The following is a 22,692-nucleotide window of genomic DNA, read 5'->3' on the forward strand; positions in this document are numbered from 1 at the left end:
TGTCAACGGCGGAGTAAAACCCGACCAAAGGGCGGCGCAAAAGTAGGCCACTTTGGGGTTGGGCGTGAAGGGCGCATAGAGCGCTGGCGGCCAGTCGACCGCGCTCCCCAAATAGCTGGCGGTTGACTGGCCGCCTTGGCCCGTGAGGGCCAAGTCATGGATTGTCGGTCAGGAGGTTTTGGTGGCTTTTCGCGCCTGGCTTTGGGCCAGGCGATAACTTTCGCCGTTCATCTCGAGGATGTTGACGTGGTGGGTCAGCCGGTCGAGGAGCGCCCCGGTCAGGCGCTCGGTTCCGAAGGTCTCCGTCCATTCATCGAAGGGCAAGTTGCTCGTGATCAGCGTAGCCCCGCGCTCGTAGCGCTGCGAGATCAATTCAAAGAGCAGCTCGGCCCCGGTTTTGGAGAGAGGGACGAAGCCCAATTCGTCGATGATCAGCAGCTTGGCGTTGGCCATCTGTTTTTGGACCCGCAGCAGGCGACGCTCGTCGCGCGCCTCCATCAGTTCGTTGACCAAGGCCGCGGCGGTGGTGAAGCTGACCGTCATCCCTTTCTGGCAAGCAGCGAGCCCCAGGCCGAGGGCGACGTGGGTTTTGCCGGTGCCGCTTGGGCCGAGGGCGATCACGTTCTCGCGCCGTTCGATCCAGTCGCAGCGCGCCAGTTCCAGCACCTGCATCTTGTTGAGCTTGGGGATTGCCTTGAAGTCGAAGCTGTCGAGGCTTTTGGTGGCCGGGAACTTGGCCGCCTTGATGCGGCGCTCGACCATCCGTCGCTCGCGATCGATCAGCTCCAGTTCGACCAGGCGCGTCAGGAACTGGACATGGTCCAAGCCCTCGGCGGCGCATTGGCGCGCCACCTTCTGATACTCACGCAGGAATGTCGGAAGCTTCAGCCTCTTGAGGTGATGCTCCAGCAGGATTTCGGGGGCATGGGTCATTCCGCAGCCTCCGACATCAGGGACATGTAGCTGGCCGCTGAGGTCGTCTCGACCCGCGCCCGTGGCAGGTAGGGGTACACGTCGAGGTCGAGCCGTGGTGGCCGCTTCTCGACCTGACACAGAACCAGATGCTTCACAGCATCAAAGCCGACCGCGCCCATCTTCAGGGCCTGCTTTACGGCGGCGTGTAGCTCCTCCATGCCGAAGGTCTCCAGAAGACGCAGCACCTGGACATACTCGCGGCGCCCTATCTTCAGCATGCGCGCTTCCATCAGGCGGCGCAGCGTGTCGAACTCTTTTGGCAAGTCCCACTCCGCAAGGGGCGCAGCCTGATCCAAAGCATTGATCTTGCGTTCGATCAGCGGGAGGTAGTGGATCGGATCGAACACCATGTCCTCGCGCGCGTAGCACCGCGGATGGCGTGCGATCACGTCCCCACGGCAGCCAATCACCACCTGATCGACATAGGCCCGCACCCACACATCCTGATGGCCATAGGCCACGGGGACCGAGTAATCGTTGGTGTTGTAGCGGACCAAAGACTGGGAGCTCACCCGGCCGCTGGCCTGTGCGCAGGCCTCAAAGGGGGCGGCTGGCAAGGGGCGCATCTCGGCCAGATCCCGCTGCAGGCGCGCGCCGATCATCTCCGTGTGCCCACGCAAGGTGTCGCCCTGACGGGCACGGCACTGCTCTTCAAGGTAGGCGTTGAAGCTCTCCCAATCCGGGAAGTGGGGGATCGGCACCATGTGGTTGCGGCGCACGTAGCCCACCATCCCCTCGACATTGCCCTTGTCATTCCCTTTGCCCGGCCGCCCGTAGCGGTCTCGGAACAGGTAGTGCGACAGCAATCCGCTGAACTGCGTCGCGCGGACCCGTGTCCCATCCGGCTGGATCTTCGAGACCAGGCAACGGTCGTTGTCATAGAGAACCGACAGAGGCACCCCGCCAAAGAAGGCAAAGGCATGCACATGCCCGTCCATCCAGGCCTCCGCCGTCGCCGCCGGATAGGCCCGCACGAAGTAGGCATCGCTGTGCGGCAAATCCAGGACGAAGAAGTGGGCCTTTTGTTCGACACCCCCGATCACAACCAACGCTTCGCCAAAATCGGCTTGCGCATGGCCCGGCGGATGCGCCAGCGGCACGAACATCTCACGGGTGCGTCGTTCACGCTGCCGAACGTAGTCCTTGATAATCGTATAGCCGCCGGTGAACTCGTGTTCCGCCTTGAGCCGCTCGTGGATCCGCTTCGCTGTGTGGCGCTGCTTGCGAGGCAACTTCTTGTCCTCTTCAAGCCAGCCGTCGATGATCTCGCTGAACCCATCAAGCTTGGGACGCTTGATCTCCTTCGTGCGCCGGTATCCCGGCGGCGATGAGAACGCCAACATCTTGCGAACGCTGTCGCGCGATATGTTGAAATGGCGCGCCAGATCCCGCTGGCTCATCCCCTCGCTGCGCGCCAGCCTGACCTTCAGATAAAGTTCCACGGTGTAAATCTCCTCGCCCTCCCTGCTGCCGCAAGAAGGGAAAAAGTGGACGACTTTTACGCCGCCCGCACCGCCAATACGACGGCGCTACCGTGGTCTAATTTTGCACCGCCGTTCTCACCTGTCCCAGGACGGCCTTCTCAATGACGACTATCTGAACGTCACGGTGGACCAGCCTGAGGGCGAAGACAGCATCCTCACCGTAACAGTCTCCTATGACGCGTCACAGCTGCCCGTCTGGAACCTCTATGGCGGCTTGCCGCTGCCGGAGCGCACGATCAAGCGCCAATCCGTTATTCGCACGGGAGGGTTCTGACATGTTTGCAAGCTCTCTCTATCGCCGAGCCAGCCAGTTTTTCGGAAACCACTCTGGCAATACCGCGATGATCATCGCCATGTTTGCGCCCATCGCAGCCATCATGGCCGCCCTGACCGTCGACACCAGCGTGATGGCCAGCCAGAAACGCGAAATGCAAGGTCTTGCCGATATCTCCGCCATCGCGGCCGTGAGCGATATCGACAATGCCAGGGGCGTTGCGTTGAGGACACTGGCCGACAATGGCTTTGGCGGGGTCAACCGCGAACAGAGCCATGATGGCAAGCTCGACCGGAAGACACGCCGCAAACTGCGCCACCACGTAACGGTGCAGACCGGTCACTACCAGCCAGACCCCAAGCGCGGATACAGTGAACGTTTCGTGCCCAGTGAGACCGCGCCGAACGCCGTAAGGGTAACGCTGAAGGAAAAGTCTGGAAAATATTTTGCCTTCTTCGACCCTCGGCACCGTTCGATTTCCGCTACCGGGATCGCCGCCGTCACAGCCGAAGCGGGCGTTACCGTCGGCTCCCGCCTGTTAAGCCTGAATGATGGCCTGCTCAACAAGTTGCTCAGCGGCCTTACGGGCTCCACGATTGACCTGACCGTGATGGATTATCGCGGTCTGGCGGACGCCGATGTCGATCTCCTCAAGACTTTCGAAGCGCTCGCAAGCGACCTCGACCTGAGCGCAGTGACATATGACGATGTCCTTGAGGCCGATGTCAGCCTTGCGGACTATGCCCGAGCCATCGCGGCAGCCTCCGAGGATTCAGTCAATGCGACGGCGGCGCTTGGAAAGCTGGCCCGGTCTCCGGATCTCGCGCAGCTGACGGTTCCGCTCTCGGCCCTGTTTGATCTCGGTTCGGTTGGAACGGTCGACCTTGGCAGTCCGACCAAGGGCCTCGACCTCAACGCAAAGGCCATGCAGATGCTGATGGCCGGGGCAGTGCTGTCCAATGGAGCCAATCAGATCGACATTGATCTGGGCGCAGACGTTCCAGGACTTGCGGCGCTGCGGGCCAGTCTGCTGGTGGGTGAGCGCCCGAAATCCGCTAGCTGGTTTTCCTTTTCACAAGAGAAACGCGCCATCGTCTCGACCGTGCAGACACGCCTTTTCCTGAAGGCCAGTGTCGGTGGAGACGGGCTTCTGTCACACGAAATAATCCACCTGCCAGTTCACCTTGAGATCGCATCCGCAGAGGCAGAGATTACCAACATCGTCTGCCGCAGCGGAGAGAAGGAGCCCGACCGGGTGGATGTCGCCGTACGTCCGGGCATCCTGACGCTGCGCATTGCCGATCATGAAGATGATATTGAGAGCTTCAACGACGTGCCCCGGTTCGAACCGGCAAACATACTCTCGACCCGCCTGGTCAACGTGCGGGCTCAGGCGCAGTCGAAAATGGTTTCTTCGGACTGGCAAACCCTGCGCTTTTACAAGGACGATATCGGGAGCGGCACCCCGAAAACGGTTGGCAGCCGTGATGTCCTCCAGGAAGCCCTTGAATCGGCCGTGCGCGATCTTGAACTCGATGTCGACCTGCGCATTGTGAGCCTGGCCTCGCCGGAGCTTATCGGATCCATTGTCGGCGCCGTTCTGGCTGAAGCCGCAAAGCCCCTGGACGATGTTCTCTTCAACCTGACGTCAGTTCTTGGTATAGGACTGGGGGAGGCAGACATCTGGGTCCACGACGCAAGGTGCAACCGAGCGGTCCTCGTTCAGTAAACCCGATTGCCTCTCGACGAGCTCGGTCTGACATTTGATTTTGTCAGACCGACAAACATTACCTATTGTTCATCCTGGCCGAGATTCGAGATGGGATAGTCAATGCCAAGACCGAGCGGGGTCAGAAATCAGGATTTCGCCGAAAAACGGCAGGCCCTTCTGGATAAAGTTGAAGCGTACGTCCTGGAGAAGAGCAACGAGCTGCCCTCCTTCCGACAACTTGCCATTGCTGCGGCTGTTTCTGAGCCGACGCTCCGTCATTACTTCAAGGACCGCAGCGGCCTCATCATCGCTTTGATCGGGCATTTTCACAAAAAATCTGAATTCATGCGCGAAGCGACGCGACAGTCCGGGGACGGTATCAACGCCTCCCTGGAGGACTATCACAGGCTGCTGCACAGCTTCCGGAACGAAACCATCTTCATTGAGGCCCAGGCCTTCATGATCCGGGAAAGCATGGTCGATCCGGCCGTGCGCAAGGCCTATCTGGAACAGATCGTTGAACCGAGCCTCGATGCCCTGGCTCAACGTCTCCTGAAAACGGAAGGCGGCCCCGCAACCGAGCAGACTGCGCGCACCGCCGCCATGATGCTTCTCTCATCCTCAATGTTCATGATCGTTCACCAGGAGCTGCTGGATGGGAAAGAACACACCCCGATCGACGAGACGCAGTATTTCCAGCTGATCCGGAACTGGATGCGCAACGGCCTGAAGCATGACCCGGAAGGCAGCGGGCTAGAGTGACCCAATCGTATCGATAACGGTTTCCGGTGTATTCCAGCCCGTCACGAGACGATAGCTGCCACCCGGCCATGGATAGAAGGTTGCGCCAGCCTCTCGCAGCGAAGACGCGAGCCCATCATCCATCCTCGCGAAAATTTCGTTGCCGTGGACGGGATGGACCAACAGCGTTCCGGAATGGCGACAGAGAGCATCGCTGACCTGCCGGGCCCGCTGATTGGCCGTCGCAGCCAGGGATAGCCAGAGATCACCCTCGAACATGGCAATAGCCTGGGCGGCGAGGTAACGCATCTTGGGCGGCATATGGCCTGAGCGTTTTGCGCGTGCCTTCAACTCGGCAAATTTTGACCGGGTCTGACCGAAGAGGATGATGATCTCGCAACCGATTGCACCGGTCTTGGTCAGGCCAAGCGAAAGAACATCCACGCCAGCCTTCCAGCTCATCTCGGCCGCCGTCGCACCGGTATGGACAAGCGCATTGGCCAGCCGCGCACCATCCAGGTGAACACTCAGCCCCGCTTCATGCGCCAGCGAAGCGTAGTGGCGGATCTGCTCCACCGGATAAGCCGTCCCGTTTTCCGTCAGATTGGTCAGCGACAGGACCTGGGCCGGCGTCTCATGGACAAAGCCCGGATCAATTCGCGCCAGCGCCTCCCGCAAGACCGCCTCATCAATCTGCGCGCCATCCCCGCCGAGCAGCTGGAGCTTGCCTCCCCCAGAGAAGAATTCCGGCGCCCCGCGCTCGTCGCGCGCGATATGGGCTTCTTCGTGGCAAAGCACAGCGCCTGTCGGCGGGCAGAGACAGGAAAGCGCCAGCGCATTCGAGGCTGTGCCGGATGCGCAAAGCCAATAGTCGAAATCGTCGGTCTCCAGGACCCGCGCCAACGAAGCCCTCAGATCCCCGGTCACGGAATCATTGCCATAGCTCGGCTGATTGCCCTCATTGACCCTGGCAAGGGCCTCGATCACTGCGGGATGCGCCGGGGCGGCCGTATCGGAAGAAAAGTCCATCAGACCTGGGTATCCGGTGTCTGCCACATCAAATGCTGGCCGCCATCCGGGGCGATCATCTGCCCCGTCACGCTGTCCGCCGCGATGAGGTAGCGCATGGCCCGCACGATCTCTTCCGGCCTTGAGCCCTCACCCGTCAGCGTGGCGCGGCGTTCGGCCTCGAACTCGTCTTCGCTCTGATGCACGCTCTTGAGCGTCGGCCCGGGGCCAATGCCGTTGACGCGGATGCTCGGCGCGAGCGCCTGGGCAAGCGTCTGCGTAGCCGAAAAGAGCGCGGCCTTGGACAGCGTGTAAGTGAAGAATTGCGGATTGAGCTTCCAGATACGCTGGTCGATCAGATTGATGACAAGCCCTTTCTGGTCAGCCGGGAGCGCTTTCGCAAACGCTTGCGCAAGCGCGATGGGCGCGCGCAGATTGGTGTCGAAATGCAGGTCCCAGCTCTGGCGGTCATGATCGAGGGCAGTATCGTCCTCGAAAGTCGAAGCAGAGTTGACCAGCAAGCCAAGCGGACCACCGAGCCTGTGCGCCGCCATCGGAATGAGGGCCGAGAGGTCCTTTTCCTCCGTAAGATCGCCCTGCACGATGCCGCCGATGCCGCCCGCGGCCTCGATCGCGGCAGCGGTTTCCTCCGCGCCTTTGGCCGAAGAGCGATAATGCACCGCCACCGCCCAGCCGTCCTCGCCCAGCGCTTCAGCCAGCGCCCGCCCGATACGCTTGCCGGCACCAGTGATCAGGGCACGTTTGGGTAGGTCTGCCAAGTCAGCCAATCAGTCCTTCCACTTCACCTGTTACGTTCCAGCCGTTCACCAGCCCATAGAGGTAAATGCAATAGACGAGCGCCATGGCAAGCGCCGCGAGCCGTGTGATCTTGGTCTTGGGAACGACGAAGAGACCGAGTGTGACCGCCGCGAGCGCCATGGCCCAATGGTCAAACTGGATGAAGGTCGGCGCCGGCTGCGTCGGACCGAAGAGAGAGACAATCGCCCCCGCCCCCGCCAGGTTGAAGATGTTCGACCCGATCACATTGCCGATCACCACCTCACCCCGTTTGCGGAAGGTCGCGGCCAGGCCCGCGCCGAGTTCCGGCAGGGAGGTCCCGATCGCCAGCAGGGTCAGACCGATAACTTCTTCCGGTACGTCATACTGGCGCGCGATCCCGGTGCCGCCATCGACGATCAGATGCGCCCCGATGGGCAGACCGACAATCCCTACCAGCAGGCAGGCCCACATGGCGAAGGTGTTCATGTGGTCATCATCGTCGAGACCGACATCGATCCCCTTCTTCAGGGCATCTGAGGTCCACCAGATCATGAGCAGGGAGTAGACCGCCAATGCCACCAGAAGCCCGAGGCCGAAGAGCGGCGTCAGCGGGAAATAGGCCGTCCAGGCGATCCAGGCAGCCGTGATCACCAGCATGCACCAATAGGAGCGGCGCACGCCGAATTGGTGCACCACAAAGGGCATCAGCAAGGCCGGCGCGCTCAGCACCATCCAGACATTGGCGATGTTCGAGCCGACGATATTGCCCAGGGCAAGGCCGGGTGTGCCCTGTCGGGCGGCGTCGAAGGAGACGACCATTTCCGGGGCCGAGGTGCCAAAGCCGACAATCAGGATCCCGGCCACGAGGGGCGAGACGCCCATACGCCGGGCAAGCCCCACGGCACCGCTGACAAGAAAATCGCCAGCAAGGGCAAGAATGACGAGGCCGCCGATGAGGGCTGCAAGGAGTCCTGTATCAGGCAAGCGTCACCCGGATGTCTTTCTAGTCGAGGCGGCGATAGTCGATCAGATTGAGCAGACCGAAGATGGCAACCGTAACGGCGATAGCAATAAGAGCGTACATGATGAGCCCTTCCCCTGAATTACTCTGTTGTGGCGCGTGATAGACTGTGTTGTGGCCTTTGGCGAGCCCTCATTTCACTGGAGCTTCTCCCATGTCATCCATCCGGACCCGTCTTTTCCAGACCTGGTTCAGACTGAGTCGGCCGATGACGCTCGGCGTGCGTGGGGTGGTGGAAAATGCCGAAGGCCAGGTCCTGCTGGTCCGCCACACCTATACGAAAGGCCTCTTCTTTCCCGGCGGCGGCGTCGAGCGCGGCGAGACAGCCCTCTATGCGCTTGAGCGCGAACTGGCCGAGGAAGCCGGCGTCCAGCCGTCGGGCCCACCAAGACTCATCGGCATCTATTCCAATCACCGCGTCTTCCGGAACGATCATGTCGTGCTCTATCGGGTCGTGGCGGATGGCTGGACGGCCTGCGCAACCGACAGCGCCGGCGAGATTGCCGAGCGCATCTGGGCCGACCCGCTTTCCCCACCCCACGATGTCACCCCTGGCACCGGGCGGCGCCTGGCGGAACTCTACGCCGATGGCGGGAATGACGGCCACTGGTAGAGACTAGTCGGAAGCATTCTCGCCGCGCGCCGCTTTCACCGCTTCCCGCAGATTTTCGGCATCCAGCGCACCGGCGATCCGGAACGGTCCAATAAGCAGGCCGGGCGTTCCCGTGAAGCCAAGAAGGGCCGCCTGCTTGCGTGAGCGATCAAGCAGGGCGTCGATCTCGTCTTCATGCGCCTTCATGTCGACCTGAAGCTGCACCCAGTCGACGCCCGCCTCGTCAGCGGCATCACGGATCGCCCGCGAGGAAAGCTTTCCTGTCGCCCGCATCAAGGCATCGTTGAAGGCGGCATACTTGCCCTGATATTGTGACGCGATAGCCGCCTTCGCCGCCCTGTCTGAAGCCCCGCCAAAAATAGGCCAGTCGCGGTAGACGAGCTTTACCTTGTCATCCTCCTTCAACAGCTCCTGAAGCGTTGAATGCATGCGGCGGCAGTAGGGGCACTGATAGTCGGTGAACATGACGATGGTGACGTCATGATTTTCGGGCTCGATGGTAGGTGCCAGAGGGTCGTTCTGGATGGCATCGCGTATGCGCTCTGCATCGCTCTTCTGTCCATTTTCCGAGGCGGCCTCATTGGACCCGCCCGTCTGAGCAGCCACTGGCGCCGCCCCCGCGAGTGCCAGCGCGACCAGAACGGCGGCGAACATGGATAGGATTTTCATTCAGGTCTCCTGAGTGACTTGAGCGCGTTGAGAAGGCCCGCCCGGGAAAGCTCGCCGGTATGGATACGCGTAATCATACCGTCAGCGTCCACAAACAACGTCGATGGCAGGATGGGTGACCCTGTTGCCGATTGCAGGACAAGACCCGGATCGCGGAACACCGTGTCTTCCTCCCAGCCCTCCTCCTCGAAATACTGCCGGATCGCGTCGACGCCTTCGCCCTGATTGGCGAGCAGGATGGGGATATCAGACCCTGATGCGACCTCGACAAGCATGGGCATCTCGCGCCGGCATGGCGGACACCAGGTGGCCCAGAGGTTAATGACAAAAGGGCGCCCGCGCAGGCTGTCCAGGCTGACCGGCGTGCCTTCCATCGTGGCCAGCGTCAGATCCTGCGGGAACGGCTTCGGCGGGGAGGTCAGTACTGTGCTCGCGACAAGCGTCTGCACAGCGGCAAGCGCGAGCGCAGAGACAAACAAGACGGCGCCAGACCGGCGCAAGCCTTCCCGCACAAATATGACGAGACCAGCCGCGGCAATCCCGGCCCAAAGTGTGAAACCACCCTGCCAGACGGCAAGGATGCTCAGCGGCGCCACCGCAAAGGCTTGCCAGTTAAGGCCGACATAGGTCAGTCGCGCGGCCGCCAGCCCTACGATCAGCGCAATCAGGGCCGTCTGCGGCAGCCGGCGCTGACCGCGCCCGGCAAGAACGGAGGCGACGAGCAGGAATGCCCAGATCAGGACGACGGCAAGCAGCCGGTCGTATGGCAGAACCAACGGCCCGATTCTTAACGCGTCACCCACGTCGTCTCACATCTCCCGTTACGATTGACGCTTTCGTAAAAGGTGTAATTTTCCCGAGCAATGTGGCTGGGTCAGGGATGACGGGATCGTGATCAGATGGGTATTCAGCCGGGGTTTAGCGGCCAGGGCGCGCCGCGGCAGAAACATAGTTGATGGCCGTCATCACCGAGAGCAGCGCAGCAAACCAGAGGCCGGCAATGCCGGCGAGAAGCAGGCCGCGCGTTACCAACCACAGCGGTGAGAATTCAGGGGCGTGGTGGGCATATTCGCTGACAGCGGCGCCGAACAAAAGGCCGCCGATGGAGGTCAGTACAATAGTGGTCTTCCACTTGGCCGCATTGCTGACTTTCAGGGTACTCGGATTGCCGAGCGCCTCACGCATTGCGGTGAGCAGGAAGTCGCGCACGATGATGGCAAGCGCCGGAATGGCAATATAAAGCGCCCAACGCTCAATATAGCAGAGCGCCAGGAGACTCGACGCAGCAAGCAGCTTGTCGGCAATCGGGTCAATACGGGCACCGAAACGCGACTCGGCGTCGAGCTTGCGGGCCAAGGCGCCGTCGAGCCAGTCACTTGCTGCCGTCAGGGTGAAAACCACAAAAGGCACGAACAGCCACAGCCCGGCCTCGCGTCCGCCGCGCAGGTCTATATCGAGCTGCAGAATCGCATAGCCCACCCAGATGGCCAGAACGCACCGGGCAATCGTTACGGCATTGGGCAACCAGCTCAGCCCCACGACAGCCTATCCTCCATTGAAATGACCGTAGATACGCTCGGCGAGGGCGCGATTGATGCCCTCGACATGTTCCAGATCTGCAAGTTTCGCACGCGAGACCCCCTTCGCCGATCCGAACCGGTGCAGAAGAGCTTTCTTGCGCGCCGGGCCGATCCCGTCAATCTCATCCAGTGGTGAAGCCTTGATATCCGAGGATCTTTTCGACCTGTGGGCCCCGATGGCCCAGCGGTGCGCCTCATCGCGCAGACGCTGCAAATAGTACAGCACAGGTGTGTCCGGAGGCAATGTAAAGGGGGCATGATTCGGGCGAAAGAATTTCTCCCGCCCGGCATTGCGGTCCGGTCCCTTGGCGATGGAGACAAGCGTGACATCATCTGGCGTCAGGTTCAGCTCCCGCAGGGTTTCGACCACCGCACTCAGCTGGCCGAGCCCGCCATCAATGAGCACAAGATCCGGATAGGTCTCGAGCTCGGCAATCGCCACACCGGCCTCATCAGCCTCTTTCAGAAGACGCTTGAACCGTCGCCGCATAACTTCGCGCATCATGCCATAATCATCGCCGGGCTCGAGCGCAGCATCCTTGATATTGAACTTGCGGTACTGGCCCTTGATGAAGCCTTCCGGGCCGGCCACCACCATGCCGCCCACGGCATTCGTGCCCTGGATGTGACTGTTGTCATAGACCTCGACACGTTTTGGCGGCTCAGCGAGGTCGAAGGTCTTCGCCAGATCCTTCAGCAGGCGCTGCTGGCTCGCCGTTTCGGAGAGCTTGCGCGACAGCGCCTCGGCCGCATTGCGGCTAGCCTGGGCCACAAGCTCGCGCTTGTCGCCCCGCTGCGGCGTACGGATCTCGACCTTGCGATCGGATTTCAGCTCCAGCGCATCGGCGATGAGGCTGGCCTGGTCAGGCACCTCATTGGTGAGAACCAGCTTGGGCGGGGGCCGCTTGTCATAGAACTGGACAAGGAAAGCGGAGAGGATTTCAGCCGCTGTCTGTTCCTTTTCATGTCGCGGGAAGTGGATGCTCGCCCCCCAGTTCTGCCCCGCCCGGATGAAGAAGACCTGCACGGCGGACTGGCCGCCCTCCATGGCAATGGCAAAGATGTCGGCTTCCTCGATCCCGTCGGGATTGACGTCCTGCTGGGCCCGCACATGAGCAAGCGCCCGGATCCGGTCGCGCAATGTGGCCGCGCGTTCGAAATCCATCGCCTCGGCGGCCTCCTCCATTTCGCAGGCCAGCTGCGCCTGCAGGTCCACGCCCTTGCCTTTGAGAAAATCGGCCGCCTGGTCGGCGAGGCGGGCATATTCCTCGTCGCTGACAAGCCCGACGCAGGGCGCGGAGCAGCGCTTTATCTGGTGCAGCATGCAGGGCCGGTTGCGCACCGAGAAGACACTATCCTCGCAGGTCCGCAGCAGGAAAGCCTTCTGCAGCGTGTCGAGCGTGCGGGTGACGGCGTTGGCGCTGGCAAAGGGGCCGAAATAGTCACCCCTGTCCTGTTTGGAACCGCGATATTTCAGGATTTGCGGATAGTCATGATCGCGCCGGATAAGGATATACGGGAAGGACTTGTCGTCGCGCAGCAGAATATTGAAACGGGGTTTAAGCGACTTGATCAGGCTGGCTTCCAGGAGCAGCGCTTCGGTTTCGCTTTCGGTAACGACAAACTCCATGCGCGCCGTCAGGGCGATCATGGCCGCGATGCGCTGGGTATGCCCGCCAAGTCGGGCATAGTTCGACACGCGGGCCTTCAGGTTTCGAGCCTTCCCGACATAGAGCACCTCATCCTTCGCACCGAACATGCGATAGACGCCCGGCTTCGCCGGCAGGCGCTTCAGATTGTCCTTGATGACATCGACGCCGCGCTTTGCGGGTTGTGATGAGGCAGTGTCCGGCATGGGCGGTAATCTAGGCGCTCCCCGCGCGCTCGCCTAGCCGCACCCTCAGTCAGCTGAACAGGAAGGAGAACCGGCCTGCCCCGGCATCGATCATCCAGCCGATGCCGAACGCAAAGATCATGACCAGTACGATCGATCCGCCGAATTGGCGCCCGGTACTGCCAGGGTCCTTTCCGCGCATCGACATGCGGATGATCAATCCAAGCAGAAGCAGGATGAAAACACAGGCAATAACAAGTTGTTCGGCATCGCTGCGCCGCGAGAGCCAATGCAGGATCTCGCCCCAGTAATGCAGCGCCTCATCCTCGAGACGGTGGTAGAGCGTTCCCAGTGCGCTCATCGCCTCATCTTCCAATCCCTTCGCCCTTACGGGCAAGCCAAAACTGGCAGATGATGTATCAAAAAACGGCGAATGAGCGGTAAACACGGGCCCTGAAATTTTGAAACCCCTCCGCCCCCTGGCCTCAGCGGGGGCACTTCGGCATCTTGCGCGCCTGCACGCGCAGACCTATGCATTGCGCCAAACATAAAGGAGATTTGCCGATGGCTTCCGACATCACACTGAGCCGCGCCGTTGAACGTGTTCAGCCGTCTGCCACGCTTGCCGTGACAGCCAAGGCTGGCGAAATGAAACGGGCCGGTATTGATGTGATCGGCCTCGGTGCTGGCGAGCCTGACTTCGACACACCCGACCATGTGAAAGAAGCCGCCGTCAAGGCAATCTGGGACGGCAAGACGAAGTACACGCCGGCCGATGGCATTCCGGAGCTGAAAGAGGCGATCTGCGCGAAATTCAAGCGCGACAATGACCTCGACTACACGCCCGCGCAGATCAACGTCTCCCCGGGCGGCAAGACCGTGATCTTCAATGCTTTCATGGCGACGCTCAATCCGGGCGACGAGGTCATCGTGCCGGCGCCCTACTGGGTCAGCTATCCGGATATGGCGCGCCTGGCGGGCGGCGACCCGGTTTTCGTCCAGTGCGGGCCGAATTCGAACTACAAGCTTTCACCCGACGCGCTGGAGCAGGCGATCACTCCCAACACGAAGTGGCTGATCCTCAACTCTCCGTCCAATCCCAGCGGCGCCGCCTATACCAAGGACGAGCTGCGTGCGCTCGCCGACGTGCTGCTGAAGCATCCGCATGTCTGGATCCTCACCGACGACATGTATGAGCACCTGGTCTATGACGGCTTCGATTACTGGACGATCGCCCAGGTCGAGCCCGGCCTCTACGACCGCACGCTGACCATGAACGGCGTATCCAAGGCCTATGCCATGACCGGCTGGCGGATCGGCTTTGCTGGTGGGCCGGAAAAGCTGATCGCGACCATGCGCAAGATCATGACCCAGTCGACCTCGAACCCCTGCTCGATCAGCCAGTGGGCGAGTGTGGCCGCCCTGAACGGCGATCACAGCTTCCTTGCCGAACGCAACAAGGTGTTCAAATCGCGCCGCGATCTCGTCGTGAAGGCCCTGAACGACTGTGAAGGTCTGTCCTGCGCCACGCCGGAAGGCGCCTTCTATGTCTATCCGAGCTGCGCCGGGGTTATCGGTAAATCTTCGCCGAAGGGCACGCTGATCAATTCCGACAAGGATTTCGCCGCAGCCCTCCTGGAAGAGGAACAAGTCGCCGTAGTGTTCGGGGAGGCTTTCGGGCTTTCTCCGGCTTTCCGGATTTCCTATGCGACCGCGACAGAAGCGCTCGAGGAAGCCATGAAACGCATCCACCGATTCTGCGCTGCTCTGAAATAGGCTCGAAAAATGAAAATCATTTTCAATATAGATTTTACCTATCTATATTGAAGGCATAGTCGATTGGGAATTTATATGATCTTCCCCATCTATGCGGCATAAGATGATCTGAAGGAGTGACCTATGACTGTTGATGTTGGACTGGACAAAAAAGACCGCGCCGCCTCGATCGAGGCTCTCAGGAAAGTTCTGGGTGAAACCTATGCGCTCTACTTCAAGACGCATGGCTATCACTGGAACGTAACCGGGCCGCGCTTCAAGGCGCTGCACGAGCTGTTCATGCAGCAATACACCGAGCTGTGGCAGGCGCTCGACGAACTCGCCGAACGTATCCGTGCGCTTGGGGAATTCGCGCCGGCCTCCAGTGATGAGATTGCCTCCTACGCCACCATCAAGCCTGATAATGGCGTGCCGGACGCCGAGGACATGATCAACAATCTCGTCCGCGGCCATGAGACCATTGCACAGGTTGCACGCGATGGCGTGAACGCTGCCGAAGCTGGCGACGACGCTGTCACCGCCGATCTGATGACCCAGCGGGCAGCCGCTGCGGAAAAAGCTGCCTGGATGCTGCGGGCCAGCCTCTAGGCCCGCACTTCCCTCACAATTCAAAGCGAAAAAAAGCCCGGCTGCGAAATATCGCGCCGGGCTTATCAAGTTCGGTTCCTATTTGGAGGGAGGAAACGCACAATCGGAGGATGATGTGCTAAAGCCGGAACCTAGGCATACGCGTGACCTAAGAGCTGGCACCGGCTAAGCCAAGTTGCGATTCCGTAAGCAAGGCATGCAATTACGCATGAAAGCAGCGGTTAGCTTGCGCGAAGATGCAAGCTCTCTCGCCGAATGGCATCCACTTCGGCCGTCAGAAAGTCCCGGAACGCGGCAATACGCTTCGACCGCTTCAGATCGCTGGGATAGACGAAGTAAAGATCAAAGCTCGGCCCGGTATGCTCCGGCAGGATGCGCACAAGCCGGGGAACAGCGCTGGCCATATAGTCCGGCAGATCGGCAATACCGACACCGGCCTCGACGGCGCGCAGCATGGCCGGCACGTTGCTGACTGTCAGGATCGCCCGCCGCGGCAGTGTATCGTCACGACCGACCCGTTGGGCCCAGCTCATCGCGTCCAGCGGCGAAATGCCGGTGCCGTAACCGATGATGCGGTGATTATCGAGATCCTGCGGCGTGCGCGGTGTACCATGCGCTTTCAGATATTCCGGCGAAGCATAGAGATTCGTCGCCACCGTGCCCAGCTTGCGCTGGATGAGGTCGGACTTGTCCGCCGCCCAGAGCCGGATCGCACACTCGGCTTCGAGCTTGAGCAGATCGTATTGCTCGCCATCATCGAGGCGCAGGTCGATCTGCATACCGGGATTGGAGTTGATGAAATTGCCAAGCCGCGGCACCAGCCAGGTCGAGCCGAAGGCGATCGGCGCCGTCACGGTCAGGTCGCCCTGGGCGACATCCTGCTGGTCGCGCAAGGCGGCATTCGCCGTCTGGGCGGCCGCCGCCATGTCCATGGTTGAGCGATGGAGCGTATGACCGGCATCCGTCAGCACCAGTCCGCGCGCGTGCCGCTGGAACAGCGAAACAGCCAGTTGCTCCTCAAGCGCTGAAATCTGACGCGACACGGCAGACTGGGAAATCCCCAGCCTTTCACCGGCAGCGGTCAGGCTGCCCGCTTCGGCAGCCGCGTGAAAAGATTTCAATTTGTCCCAATCCATCACGGATTTGGTTTGCACATGGACTGCGCCAAGGGCAAGCGGATAATGTGCTGCGCCTGCGAACGCATAACATCCTCACAGGACCTACTGGCTGACCCAGAGGATACGTGCCAGCCAGAGGAGATCGGCCGGCTTGAAGGTCCGCACCGGATGATCCGGATTGAGCGAAATCAGCTCAACCTGGCGTTCGCTCTGACGGCCGAGCACCTTGGCCATGACTTCGCCTTCCACCGTCTTGGCGACCACCCGGTCCCCCTTCCGCAACTGCGCGCCGGGCGCGACAATGATACGATCCCCGGCACGATAGGCTGGCTCCATACTGTCACCGGAAATCTCCAGGGCGTAGACCGGTTCGTCCCCAAGACCGGGAAAGCGGACCTCGTCCCAACTGCCCCCGACAGGGAAACCGGCATCGTCGAAGAAGCCATCGGCCCCGGCCTGGGCCAGCCCGATCAGGGGCGCCGTGGCGCCGCGCCGTCCCTCGATAAGGGCTGCAAAATCATCCATCCCGGCGCCGACGGCCTCAAGGGCGCGCGAGATGCTTTCCGTCGAAGGCCAGCGCGGCCGGCCATCCTTGGCCTGGCGTTTGGAAGGGTTGAAAATCGTCGGATCGAGGCCGGCCAGCCGGGCCAGGCCCGAGGCACTGAGCCCATTGCGCTCCGCCAGCAAATCGATCCCGCGCCAGACCTCTGAATGCCGCATCCGTCTTCTCCATGGTCAGGCAATTCCTACCATAGGAATAAATACCTAGCAACCTGCCATCTTGCCGGATCGCAAAAACCCTGTTTCAAGCCGATTCATGATCATAGAGACCCATGTCTACAAGATATTGAGTGCAAACGACGATGCGCGCGCCCGCGAACTCGGCCACACCGACACCGATCTCGATGCACGCGACGGCTATGTCCATCTCTCCTCCAAGGAGCAGGTCGCAGAGACATTGGGCCTGCATTATGCCGGTCAGTCCGGCGTGCACCTCTACGAATTCGTCTCGGAAAGCCTGGGCGGCAACGTGAAGTGGGAGGAGTCGCGCGGTGGCCAGCTCTTCCCTCATCTCTACGGTACGCTACGCCTCAGTGACGCCCGGCGGCATTGGGCGCTCGATACCGGACCCGATGGCAATCCGGTCCTGCCGGAGGCGCTTCGCTGATGTCCCTCGCCGATTTCGGAAGCAAGCTCGTTGCCGCTCTACCCCCCGAGGCAGCCCACAAGGCCACCATCAAAAGCCTTAGACTTGGTGTCGGTCTCCCGCGGATCAGCCCGATCCAGTGGAACACACCGGTCAAGCTGCCACACGCCAATTTGCAGCTCTTCAATCCGGTCGGTCTCGCCGCCGGCTTCGACAAGAATGCCGAAGTTTTCGAACAGATGCTGCGCTTCGGGTTCGGCTTTGTCGAGTGCGGCACGGTTACGCCGCGACCGCAGGAGGGCAATCCAAAGCCGCGCCTGTTCCGCCTGCCCGAGGATGAAGCCGTCATCAACCGGATGGGCTTCAACAATGACGGGCTGCGCGCCTTCACCGCCCGCATTCGTAAAGCCTCCAGCCGTCTCTCCCCGATCGGAGCCAATGTCGGGGCCAACAAGGACAGCGAAGACCGGATCGGCGACTATGAGGCCGGGATCGAGGCCGTCTATCCCTATGCCCGCTACATCACAATCAATATCTCTTCGCCCAACACACCGGGCCTGCGTGGGCTACAGGACAAAGGCGCGCTGGAAGAACTTCTGGAGCGTTGCGGCACAGCCCGAAACAGAGCCCAGGACGCCTATGCGCAAGAGTTGAAAGATGAGGGCCGCCTTGAGGAAGAAGACTCGAAACCGGTCTTCCTGAAGCTTGCGCCGGATCTCGACGAACGGGCCATTCGCGATGTCATAGAAGTCGTTCGCGGACCCGGTCATTGGCTCGCCGGGCTGATCATCTCAAACACGACGCTTGAGCGGCCAGAGAGCCTGCAGAATGCGCACAAGTCCGAAGCCGGCGGGCTCTCCGGGGCTCCGCTTTTCGAGCTTTCGACAGAAGTCCTGCGCGCCATCGCCTCAGAACTATTGGGTGAGTTCGACCTGATCGGCGCCGGCGGCATCGCGAGCGGCGCGGATGCCTATGCAAAGATCCGGGCCGGGGCTCATGCCGTCCAGCTCTACTCCGCGCTGGTCTATCACGGGCCGGGCCTGGTGGCCGACATCAACCGCGAACTGGCCGCCCTGCTCTATGCCGATGGCTTCACGAGTGTGGAGCAGGCTGTGGGGGCGGCGTTCCGCTAACCGTCTGGCGGATGAGCGAGGGCAGGTAAACGCCTAACGCGACCGCCCGCCAGACATACATGGTCAGGAAGGCCGACCAGACCCCGGTATTTCCGAAAGCGGGACGCAGGAGAAAGTCGGTTCCGACATAAAGCAGGCATGCGGCCACTCCGGCATTCCTCAGTGCACGCCCCTGCGTGGCCCCGAGAAAGAAGCCATCCAGTTGCCAGCTGGGCAGTCCGATCAGCGGGATAAGCGCGCAGAAGGGCAGATAGCTCTGCGCAATGGCACGCGCCTCGGCATCAGAGACAAAGCTCTGGATGATCCAGCCGCCCGCCGTGAAATAGGCCAGCGAGATCAGCGCCCCGAACAGGAACGCCATCTCTGTCGTCAACCGCATGGCCCGCATCAGCCGGGCCCTGTTCCTGGCGCCAAAGGCCTCGCCGATTTCCTTTTCGGCAACGAAGGCGAAGCCGTCGAGCACGAAAGCCGAGACACTGACGAATTGCAGGAGCACCTCGTTGCCGGCCAGCGTCGCGGTCCCGAGGCTCGCCCCGGCATTCACGAACCAGGCAAAGCAGAACAGTAGCGCAAGCGTCCGTACCAGGATGTCGCGATTGGCGTTAATGAGCGCGGCGATCCGGGCGCGGTCGAAGATCTGCCGGGAGCGTGTGAGCCCCCCGCGCACGAGGAAAAGCCCAAAGGCCAACGCCACCCATTCGGCTATGGCCGTGCCCGCGCCTATGCCCATCGGCCCCCAGCCGAGCCCCGCCACGAACCAGATGTCGAGCCCGGCATTCGTCCCGTTCATCACAATCTGGAAAGCGAGCAGCTGGCCGGTCCGCCCGGTGCCTAGCAGCCAGCCGGTGATGCCATAGCCCATCAGCACGGCCGGCGCGCCCCAGACGCGGGCATTGAAATACTCCACCGCCAGCGTCTTCACCTCTTCGCTTGCCGCAAAGGGCTGGAAGACGATGAGCCTGAGCAGCGGCGACAGGATGAGAATGGCAAGTCCGAGTGCCCCACCGAGCAGCAAGGCCCGCTGCAGGACGGAGTGGACTTCGATCCGGTCTTCCGCCCCCGCGGCCTGCGCGGTCAGCCCGGTCGTCGACATGCGCAGGAAGCCGAACGCCCAGTACAGGAAGTTCATCACGACAGCGGCTACACCCACGGCACCTAGGTCGAACTTGGTACCGTAAAGGCCCATAACAGCTGTATCGACCACGCCCGTCGAGGCGGTCGCGGCCTGCGCCAGCATGACCGGCGCGGACAGCGCCAGGACCTTCGATCGGGTGAGCGTCGGGTTCGTCATCCGCCCCGCTTATTCGGCGCCGCCGCGCTTGACAATCGGTCGCGAGAGGGCACCTCCCCCGGAATGTCCCTGCCGATTGTCCACCATCCAGATTATGACGCCGAGAGCGTCCCGGACAGCCACCGTTTCCCGATGCGCAAATATTCGCTCATCGCCGAACTGCTGCGCGAGCGCGGGGAGCGCTTCATCGTTCCGGCCCATGCCCCGGAGCCCTGGCTGCATCTCGCCCATGACCCGGCTTATGTGACGGCCGTGCTCACCTCTTCGGTCGATGCGAAGACGACCCGCCGGATCGGGTTCGAGATGACCCCGGCCATCGCAGCCCGGACGCGCGCTTCGGTTGGCGGCACCTGCCTGGCGACACGTCTTGCACTGGACCACGGGGCCGCCGTCAGCCTCGCCGGCGGCAGCCATCATGCGCATTATGAAGGTGGGGCGGGCTTCTGCGTGTTTAACGATGTCGCCGTCGCCGCCCAGGTCGCGCTGGAAGAAGGCCTCGCCCGCCGGGTCGCCATAATCGACTGCGACGTTCATCATGGCGATGGCACGGCCAGCATCTTCGCCGATGATCCCCGCATTTTTACCGCTTCTCTGCATTGCGAAGACAACTGGCCACGAGAGAAACCGCCGTCCGACCTTGATGCCGGGCTGCCTAAAGGCACGGGCGACGAAGCCTACCTTACTGCTCTGGAAACGATGCTGGGCAATGTCTTCGCCAAGATCACTCCGGACCTTGTTTTCTACAATGCCGGGGTCGACCCGCATGCCGAAGACCGGCTGGGCCATCTTGAGCTTTCCGACGATGGACTCAAAACACGCGACCGGATGGTCGCCGAGGCCTTTTCCAGCCGCGGCATAGCGCTCACCGGCGTGCTCGGAGGCGGCTATTCGAAGGATGCCCGTGCCGTCGCCCGCCGGCACACCTTCATGGTCGATGCCTTGCAGGCGCTTGTGGCTGCCTGAACGACACCGCCGAGGACGGACCGCCGGTAATTGCAGACATGTCCCGGCTCGGCCATTGCCGGAAGTCCCCGACTCCCGGCACACAGGCCTCATGAGCGCCGCCCTGAAACCTGCCCCGGACGAAAGCCCGCTTGATATCCTTCAGCGCATCTACGGGTATGAGGCGTTTCGCGGCCTTCAGCCCGATGTGATCGACGATGCCATGGCAGGCCGCGATGTGCTGGCCGTTCTGCCAACCGGCGGCGGCAAGTCACTCTGCTATCAGATCCCGGCCATGCTGCGAGACGGTGTTGGCCTCGTCGTTTCCCCCCTGATCGCGCTCATGGCCGATCAGGTCGATGCGTTGAAAGCGCTGGGGGTACGCGCCGAGCGCCTCGATTCCTCCATGAGCTTTGAGGACAAGACCGAAGCGTTGAATGCGGCGGCGCGCGGGGAGATGGACCTGCTCTACCTGTCGCCGGAAGCTCTCTCGACCGGACTGGCGGGGCGGCTGGCCCAGCTTTCAATCTCGCTGATCGCCATCGACGAAGCGCACTGTGTCAGCCAGTGGGGCCATGATTTCCGCCCGGACTATCGCGCCCTCGGGCGGCTGAAGCAGCTTTTCCCCGATGTGCCGCGTATGGCCGTCACTGCCACGGCCGACGCACGCACACGCGACGACATTCTGGCCCAGCTCGACCTCACTGAGCCACAGACGCATGTGGCGAGCTTTGACCGGCCAAACCTGACACTCGGCGCCGAACCGAAAGGTGGCACAAAGTCCGACCGGGTTCTTTCGCTGGTGAAGGCGCACAAGGGCGAGAGCGGCATCGTCTATGCCGCAACCCGTGACGGCACTGAGAAGCTGGCCGACGCGCTTGAGAAAGCCGGCATTCCGGCGCTTGCCTATCATGCCGGCCTCGACGCAGACGTGCGCGCTGAGCGCCAGCGCCGCTTCCTGCTGGAAGACGGGCTGACCATATGCGCCACGGTGGCTTTCGGCATGGGTGTAGACAAGCCGGACGTGCGCTTCGTGATCCATGCCGACCCTCCGAAGACGCTGGAAGCCTATTGGCAGGAAGTCGGCCGGGCCGGACGGGACAGCAAACCCGCCGAGGGCTATGCGCTCTATGGCCCAGCGGACCTGCGCCGATCCATCAGCTGGACGGTCGAGAGCGATGCGGCTGAAGAGGTCAAACGCGTCCAGCTCAACAAGACACGCCAGCTCTATGCATTCTTTAATGGAACGGACTGCCGTCGCCAGGCTGTGCGCAAGTACTTTGGCGAGCGCGATGCCGAGCCTTGTGGAGAGTGCGACAATTGCCAGCGTGAGCCCGGCGACGGGTTCGATGCGACGCGCTTCGCGCAGATGGCCGTTTCAGCAGTGATCCGCTGCGGCCAGCGCATCGGGCGCGGACGCCTCATCATCCACCTGACCGGCTCGGCCCGCGACGGCTTCGATGAAGACCTCGCGCAGCTGTCGACCTATGGCATCGGAGCCGACCTGCCCAAAGCGGGCTGGAATGCCGTGTTCGATGAATTGCTCTTCTCCGGCCTTCTGGCCGAGGGCGGCGAGGTTATGCGACCGGTCATCGTCGTGCCGGATGCCGATGCGGCCAAGGCACTGTTCCGGGGTGAGCGCGAAGTCTGGCTGCGTGAGGATCCGACCGCACGCAAGACGCGCAAGCGCCGCCGCTCGGCTGCGGCCGACTTTTCCGGCGATCTGTCCGAGCGCGACCAGGCGCTCTTCGACGCCTTGCGCGCCTGGAGGCTGGAAACCGCCAAGGCCAAGGGGGTCCCACCCTATGTCATTTTCCACGACCGCACCCTGGCCGCCATCGCTCAGGAACGCCCGGCCGGCGAAGATGGCCTGCGCACAATCTCCGGCGTCGGCGAAAAGAAGGCCGGACGCTATGCCTCAGAGATTGCACGGCTTGTTGCTGCGGCAGCTTGAGCCGGAACCCTTGTCTTTATCGCCGGTTGGGCTTTCTTAGAGGGTAGACCTGC

General features: G+C 61.8%; 23 protein-coding genes. 10 read left to right on the forward strand and 13 right to left on the reverse strand.

Going from position 1 to position 22,692, the window contains the following annotated elements; all coding sequences use genetic code 11:
• Positions 1–168: 168 nt before the first annotated feature.
• Entirely contained in the window at positions 169–933 is a 765-nt protein-coding gene (gene istB, locus B8784_RS17505; protein WP_084396756.1) for an IS21-like element helper ATPase IstB, read from the reverse strand.
• Positions 930–2,417, reverse strand: coding sequence for an IS21 family transposase (gene istA, locus B8784_RS17510; protein WP_169712612.1), 1,488 nt, complete (start codon positions 2,415–2,417; stop codon positions 930–932). Before istA ends, istB begins: the two co-directional genes overlap by 4 nt.
• A 103-nt stretch (positions 2,418–2,520) precedes the next feature.
• Between istA and B8784_RS21695 the strand changes: the two genes are divergently transcribed.
• The 3 genes from B8784_RS21695 to B8784_RS17520 all read left to right on the forward strand — a co-directional run bounded on the left by B8784_RS21695 (position 2,521) and on the right by B8784_RS17520 (position 5,206).
• Entirely contained in the window at positions 2,521–2,733 is a 213-nt protein-coding gene (locus tag B8784_RS21695; protein WP_158085737.1) for a hypothetical protein, read from the forward strand.
• A 1-nt stretch (position 2,734) separates the two neighbouring features.
• The gene (locus B8784_RS17515; RefSeq protein ID WP_158085738.1) at positions 2,735–4,462 is read left to right on the forward strand and encodes a TadG family pilus assembly protein; all 1,728 of its coding nucleotides are present in this window, start codon (positions 2,735–2,737) and stop codon (positions 4,460–4,462) included.
• Positions 4,463–4,564: 102 nt separating this feature from the next.
• Positions 4,565–5,206 (forward strand): TetR/AcrR family transcriptional regulator, encoded by a 642-nt coding sequence (locus B8784_RS17520; RefSeq protein ID WP_084399179.1) that lies wholly within the window; start codon positions 4,565–4,567, stop codon positions 5,204–5,206.
• Here the strand turns inward: B8784_RS17520 and B8784_RS17525 are convergent.
• The 3 genes from B8784_RS17525 to B8784_RS17535 are packed head-to-tail and all read right to left on the reverse strand — an operon-like array spanning position 5,198 to position 7,957.
• Positions 5,198–6,214, reverse strand: coding sequence for a threonine aldolase family protein (locus tag B8784_RS17525; RefSeq protein ID WP_084399180.1), 1,017 nt, complete (start codon positions 6,212–6,214; stop codon positions 5,198–5,200). The genes B8784_RS17520 and B8784_RS17525 overlap by 9 nt on opposite strands.
• Positions 6,214–6,981: an SDR family oxidoreductase gene (locus tag B8784_RS17530; RefSeq protein ID WP_084399181.1), complete on the reverse strand. Its 768-nt coding sequence runs from the start codon at positions 6,979–6,981 to the stop codon at positions 6,214–6,216. Before B8784_RS17530 ends, B8784_RS17525 begins: the two co-directional genes overlap by 1 nt.
• Positions 6,974–7,957 carry a calcium/sodium antiporter gene (locus B8784_RS17535; protein WP_084399182.1) on the reverse strand — a complete coding sequence of 328 codons (984 nt, stop codon included), beginning with the start codon at positions 7,955–7,957 and terminating at the stop codon, positions 6,974–6,976. Before B8784_RS17535 ends, B8784_RS17530 begins: the two co-directional genes overlap by 8 nt.
• Before the next feature lie 191 nt (positions 7,958–8,148).
• On the opposite strand from B8784_RS17535, the gene B8784_RS17540 reads away from it, so the two are divergent.
• Entirely contained in the window at positions 8,149–8,607 is a 459-nt protein-coding gene (locus B8784_RS17540) for an NUDIX domain-containing protein (RefSeq protein WP_084399183.1), read from the forward strand.
• Between the two features lie 3 nt (positions 8,608–8,610).
• Here B8784_RS17540 and B8784_RS17545 read toward each other — a convergent pair whose 3' ends face one another.
• The 5 genes from B8784_RS17545 to B8784_RS17565 form a co-directional block, all read right to left on the reverse strand.
• Complete coding sequence (locus B8784_RS17545) at positions 8,611–9,276, reverse strand: DsbA family protein (RefSeq protein WP_084399184.1); 666 nt, start codon at positions 9,274–9,276, stop codon at positions 8,611–8,613.
• Entirely contained in the window at positions 9,273–10,052 is a 780-nt protein-coding gene (locus B8784_RS17550; RefSeq protein WP_084399185.1) for a TlpA family protein disulfide reductase, read from the reverse strand. Before B8784_RS17550 ends, B8784_RS17545 begins: the two co-directional genes overlap by 4 nt.
• Before the next feature lie 142 nt (positions 10,053–10,194).
• Positions 10,195–10,815, reverse strand: a complete 621-nt coding sequence (locus tag B8784_RS17555; protein ID WP_084399186.1) for a CDP-alcohol phosphatidyltransferase family protein — start codon at positions 10,813–10,815, stop codon at positions 10,195–10,197.
• Between the two features lie 6 nt (positions 10,816–10,821).
• Positions 10,822–12,711, reverse strand: coding sequence for an excinuclease ABC subunit UvrC (gene uvrC / locus B8784_RS17560; RefSeq protein ID WP_084399187.1), 1,890 nt, complete (start codon positions 12,709–12,711; stop codon positions 10,822–10,824).
• Positions 12,712–12,760: 49 nt separating this feature from the next.
• A complete protein-coding gene (locus tag B8784_RS17565; RefSeq protein ID WP_084399188.1) occupies positions 12,761–13,051 on the reverse strand; it encodes a hypothetical protein in 291 nt (96 codons plus the stop codon).
• A 203-nt stretch (positions 13,052–13,254) separates the two neighbouring features.
• Between B8784_RS17565 and B8784_RS17570 the strand changes: the two genes are divergently transcribed.
• Entirely contained in the window at positions 13,255–14,466 is a 1,212-nt protein-coding gene (locus B8784_RS17570; protein ID WP_084399189.1) for a pyridoxal phosphate-dependent aminotransferase, read from the forward strand.
• A 123-nt stretch (positions 14,467–14,589) separates the two neighbouring features.
• On the forward strand, positions 14,590–15,054 hold the full coding sequence (locus B8784_RS17575) for a Dps family protein (RefSeq protein ID WP_084399190.1): 465 nt from the start codon (positions 14,590–14,592) through the stop codon (positions 15,052–15,054).
• A 221-nt stretch (positions 15,055–15,275) separates the two neighbouring features.
• On the opposite strand, the gene B8784_RS17580 is transcribed toward B8784_RS17575, so the two are convergent.
• Entirely contained in the window at positions 15,276–16,190 is a 915-nt protein-coding gene (locus tag B8784_RS17580) for a LysR family transcriptional regulator (protein WP_084399191.1), read from the reverse strand.
• A gap of 84 nt (positions 16,191–16,274) precedes the next feature.
• On the reverse strand, positions 16,275–16,892 hold the full coding sequence (locus tag B8784_RS17585) for a S24 family peptidase (RefSeq protein ID WP_084399192.1): 618 nt from the start codon (positions 16,890–16,892) through the stop codon (positions 16,275–16,277).
• Between the two features lie 97 nt (positions 16,893–16,989).
• On the opposite strand from B8784_RS17585, the gene B8784_RS17590 reads away from it, so the two are divergent.
• Together B8784_RS17590 and B8784_RS17595 are read left to right on the forward strand one after the other, a co-directional pair.
• Positions 16,990–17,340, forward strand: coding sequence for a DUF952 domain-containing protein (locus B8784_RS17590; protein ID WP_084399193.1), 351 nt, complete (start codon positions 16,990–16,992; stop codon positions 17,338–17,340).
• Complete coding sequence (locus B8784_RS17595; RefSeq protein ID WP_084399194.1) at positions 17,340–18,452, forward strand: quinone-dependent dihydroorotate dehydrogenase; 1,113 nt, start codon at positions 17,340–17,342, stop codon at positions 18,450–18,452. Before B8784_RS17590 ends, B8784_RS17595 begins: the two co-directional genes overlap by 1 nt.
• On the opposite strand, the gene B8784_RS17600 is transcribed toward B8784_RS17595, so the two are convergent.
• Positions 18,412–19,743 carry an MATE family efflux transporter gene (locus tag B8784_RS17600; protein ID WP_084399195.1) on the reverse strand — a complete coding sequence of 444 codons (1,332 nt, stop codon included), beginning with the start codon at positions 19,741–19,743 and terminating at the stop codon, positions 18,412–18,414. The genes B8784_RS17595 and B8784_RS17600 overlap by 41 nt on opposite strands.
• A 63-nt stretch (positions 19,744–19,806) precedes the next feature.
• On the opposite strand from B8784_RS17600, the gene B8784_RS17605 reads away from it, so the two are divergent.
• Together B8784_RS17605 and recQ are read left to right on the forward strand one after the other, a co-directional pair.
• Complete coding sequence (locus B8784_RS17605; RefSeq protein WP_084399196.1) at positions 19,807–20,706, forward strand: histone deacetylase family protein; 900 nt, start codon at positions 19,807–19,809, stop codon at positions 20,704–20,706.
• 91 nt (positions 20,707–20,797) lie between these two features.
• Positions 20,798–22,639: a DNA helicase RecQ gene (recQ, locus tag B8784_RS17610; protein WP_084399197.1), complete on the forward strand. Its 1,842-nt coding sequence runs from the start codon at positions 20,798–20,800 to the stop codon at positions 22,637–22,639.
• Positions 22,640–22,692: the final 53 nt, after the last annotated feature.

The sequence above is a fragment of the Henriciella aquimarina genome (assembly GCF_002088975.1).
GTDB lineage: Bacteria > Pseudomonadota > Alphaproteobacteria > Caulobacterales > Hyphomonadaceae > Henriciella > Henriciella aquimarina.

Coding starts and splice junctions, on each gene's coding strand:
- B8784_RS17540 (WP_084399183.1), top strand. CDS start 8,149: ATGTCATCCATCCGGACCCGTCTTTTCCAGACCTGGTTCAGACTGAGT.
- B8784_RS17565 (WP_084399188.1), bottom strand. CDS start 13,051: ATGAGCGCACTGGGAACGCTCTACCACCGTCTCGAGGATGAGGCGCTG.
- B8784_RS17590 (WP_084399193.1), top strand. CDS start 16,990: ATGATCATAGAGACCCATGTCTACAAGATATTGAGTGCAAACGACGAT.
- istB (WP_084396756.1), bottom strand. CDS start 933: ATGACCCATGCCCCCGAAATCCTGCTGGAGCATCACCTCAAGAGGCTG.
- B8784_RS17520 (WP_084399179.1), top strand. CDS start 4,565: ATGCCAAGACCGAGCGGGGTCAGAAATCAGGATTTCGCCGAAAAACGG.
- B8784_RS17600 (WP_084399195.1), bottom strand. CDS start 19,743: ATGACGAACCCGACGCTCACCCGATCGAAGGTCCTGGCGCTGTCCGCG.
- B8784_RS17525 (WP_084399180.1), bottom strand. CDS start 6,214: ATGGACTTTTCTTCCGATACGGCCGCCCCGGCGCATCCCGCAGTGATC.
- B8784_RS17580 (WP_084399191.1), bottom strand. CDS start 16,190: ATGGATTGGGACAAATTGAAATCTTTTCACGCGGCTGCCGAAGCGGGC.
- B8784_RS17595 (WP_084399194.1), top strand. CDS start 17,340: ATGTCCCTCGCCGATTTCGGAAGCAAGCTCGTTGCCGCTCTACCCCCC.
- B8784_RS17605 (WP_084399196.1), top strand. CDS start 19,807: ATGTCCCTGCCGATTGTCCACCATCCAGATTATGACGCCGAGAGCGTC.
- B8784_RS17545 (WP_084399184.1), bottom strand. CDS start 9,276: ATGAAAATCCTATCCATGTTCGCCGCCGTTCTGGTCGCGCTGGCACTC.
- recQ (WP_084399197.1), top strand. CDS start 20,798: ATGAGCGCCGCCCTGAAACCTGCCCCGGACGAAAGCCCGCTTGATATC.
- B8784_RS17570 (WP_084399189.1), top strand. CDS start 13,255: ATGGCTTCCGACATCACACTGAGCCGCGCCGTTGAACGTGTTCAGCCG.
- B8784_RS17515 (WP_158085738.1), top strand. CDS start 2,735: ATGTTTGCAAGCTCTCTCTATCGCCGAGCCAGCCAGTTTTTCGGAAAC.
- B8784_RS17585 (WP_084399192.1), bottom strand. CDS start 16,892: ATGCGGCATTCAGAGGTCTGGCGCGGGATCGATTTGCTGGCGGAGCGC.
- B8784_RS17575 (WP_084399190.1), top strand. CDS start 14,590: ATGACTGTTGATGTTGGACTGGACAAAAAAGACCGCGCCGCCTCGATC.
- uvrC (WP_084399187.1), bottom strand. CDS start 12,711: ATGCCGGACACTGCCTCATCACAACCCGCAAAGCGCGGCGTCGATGTC.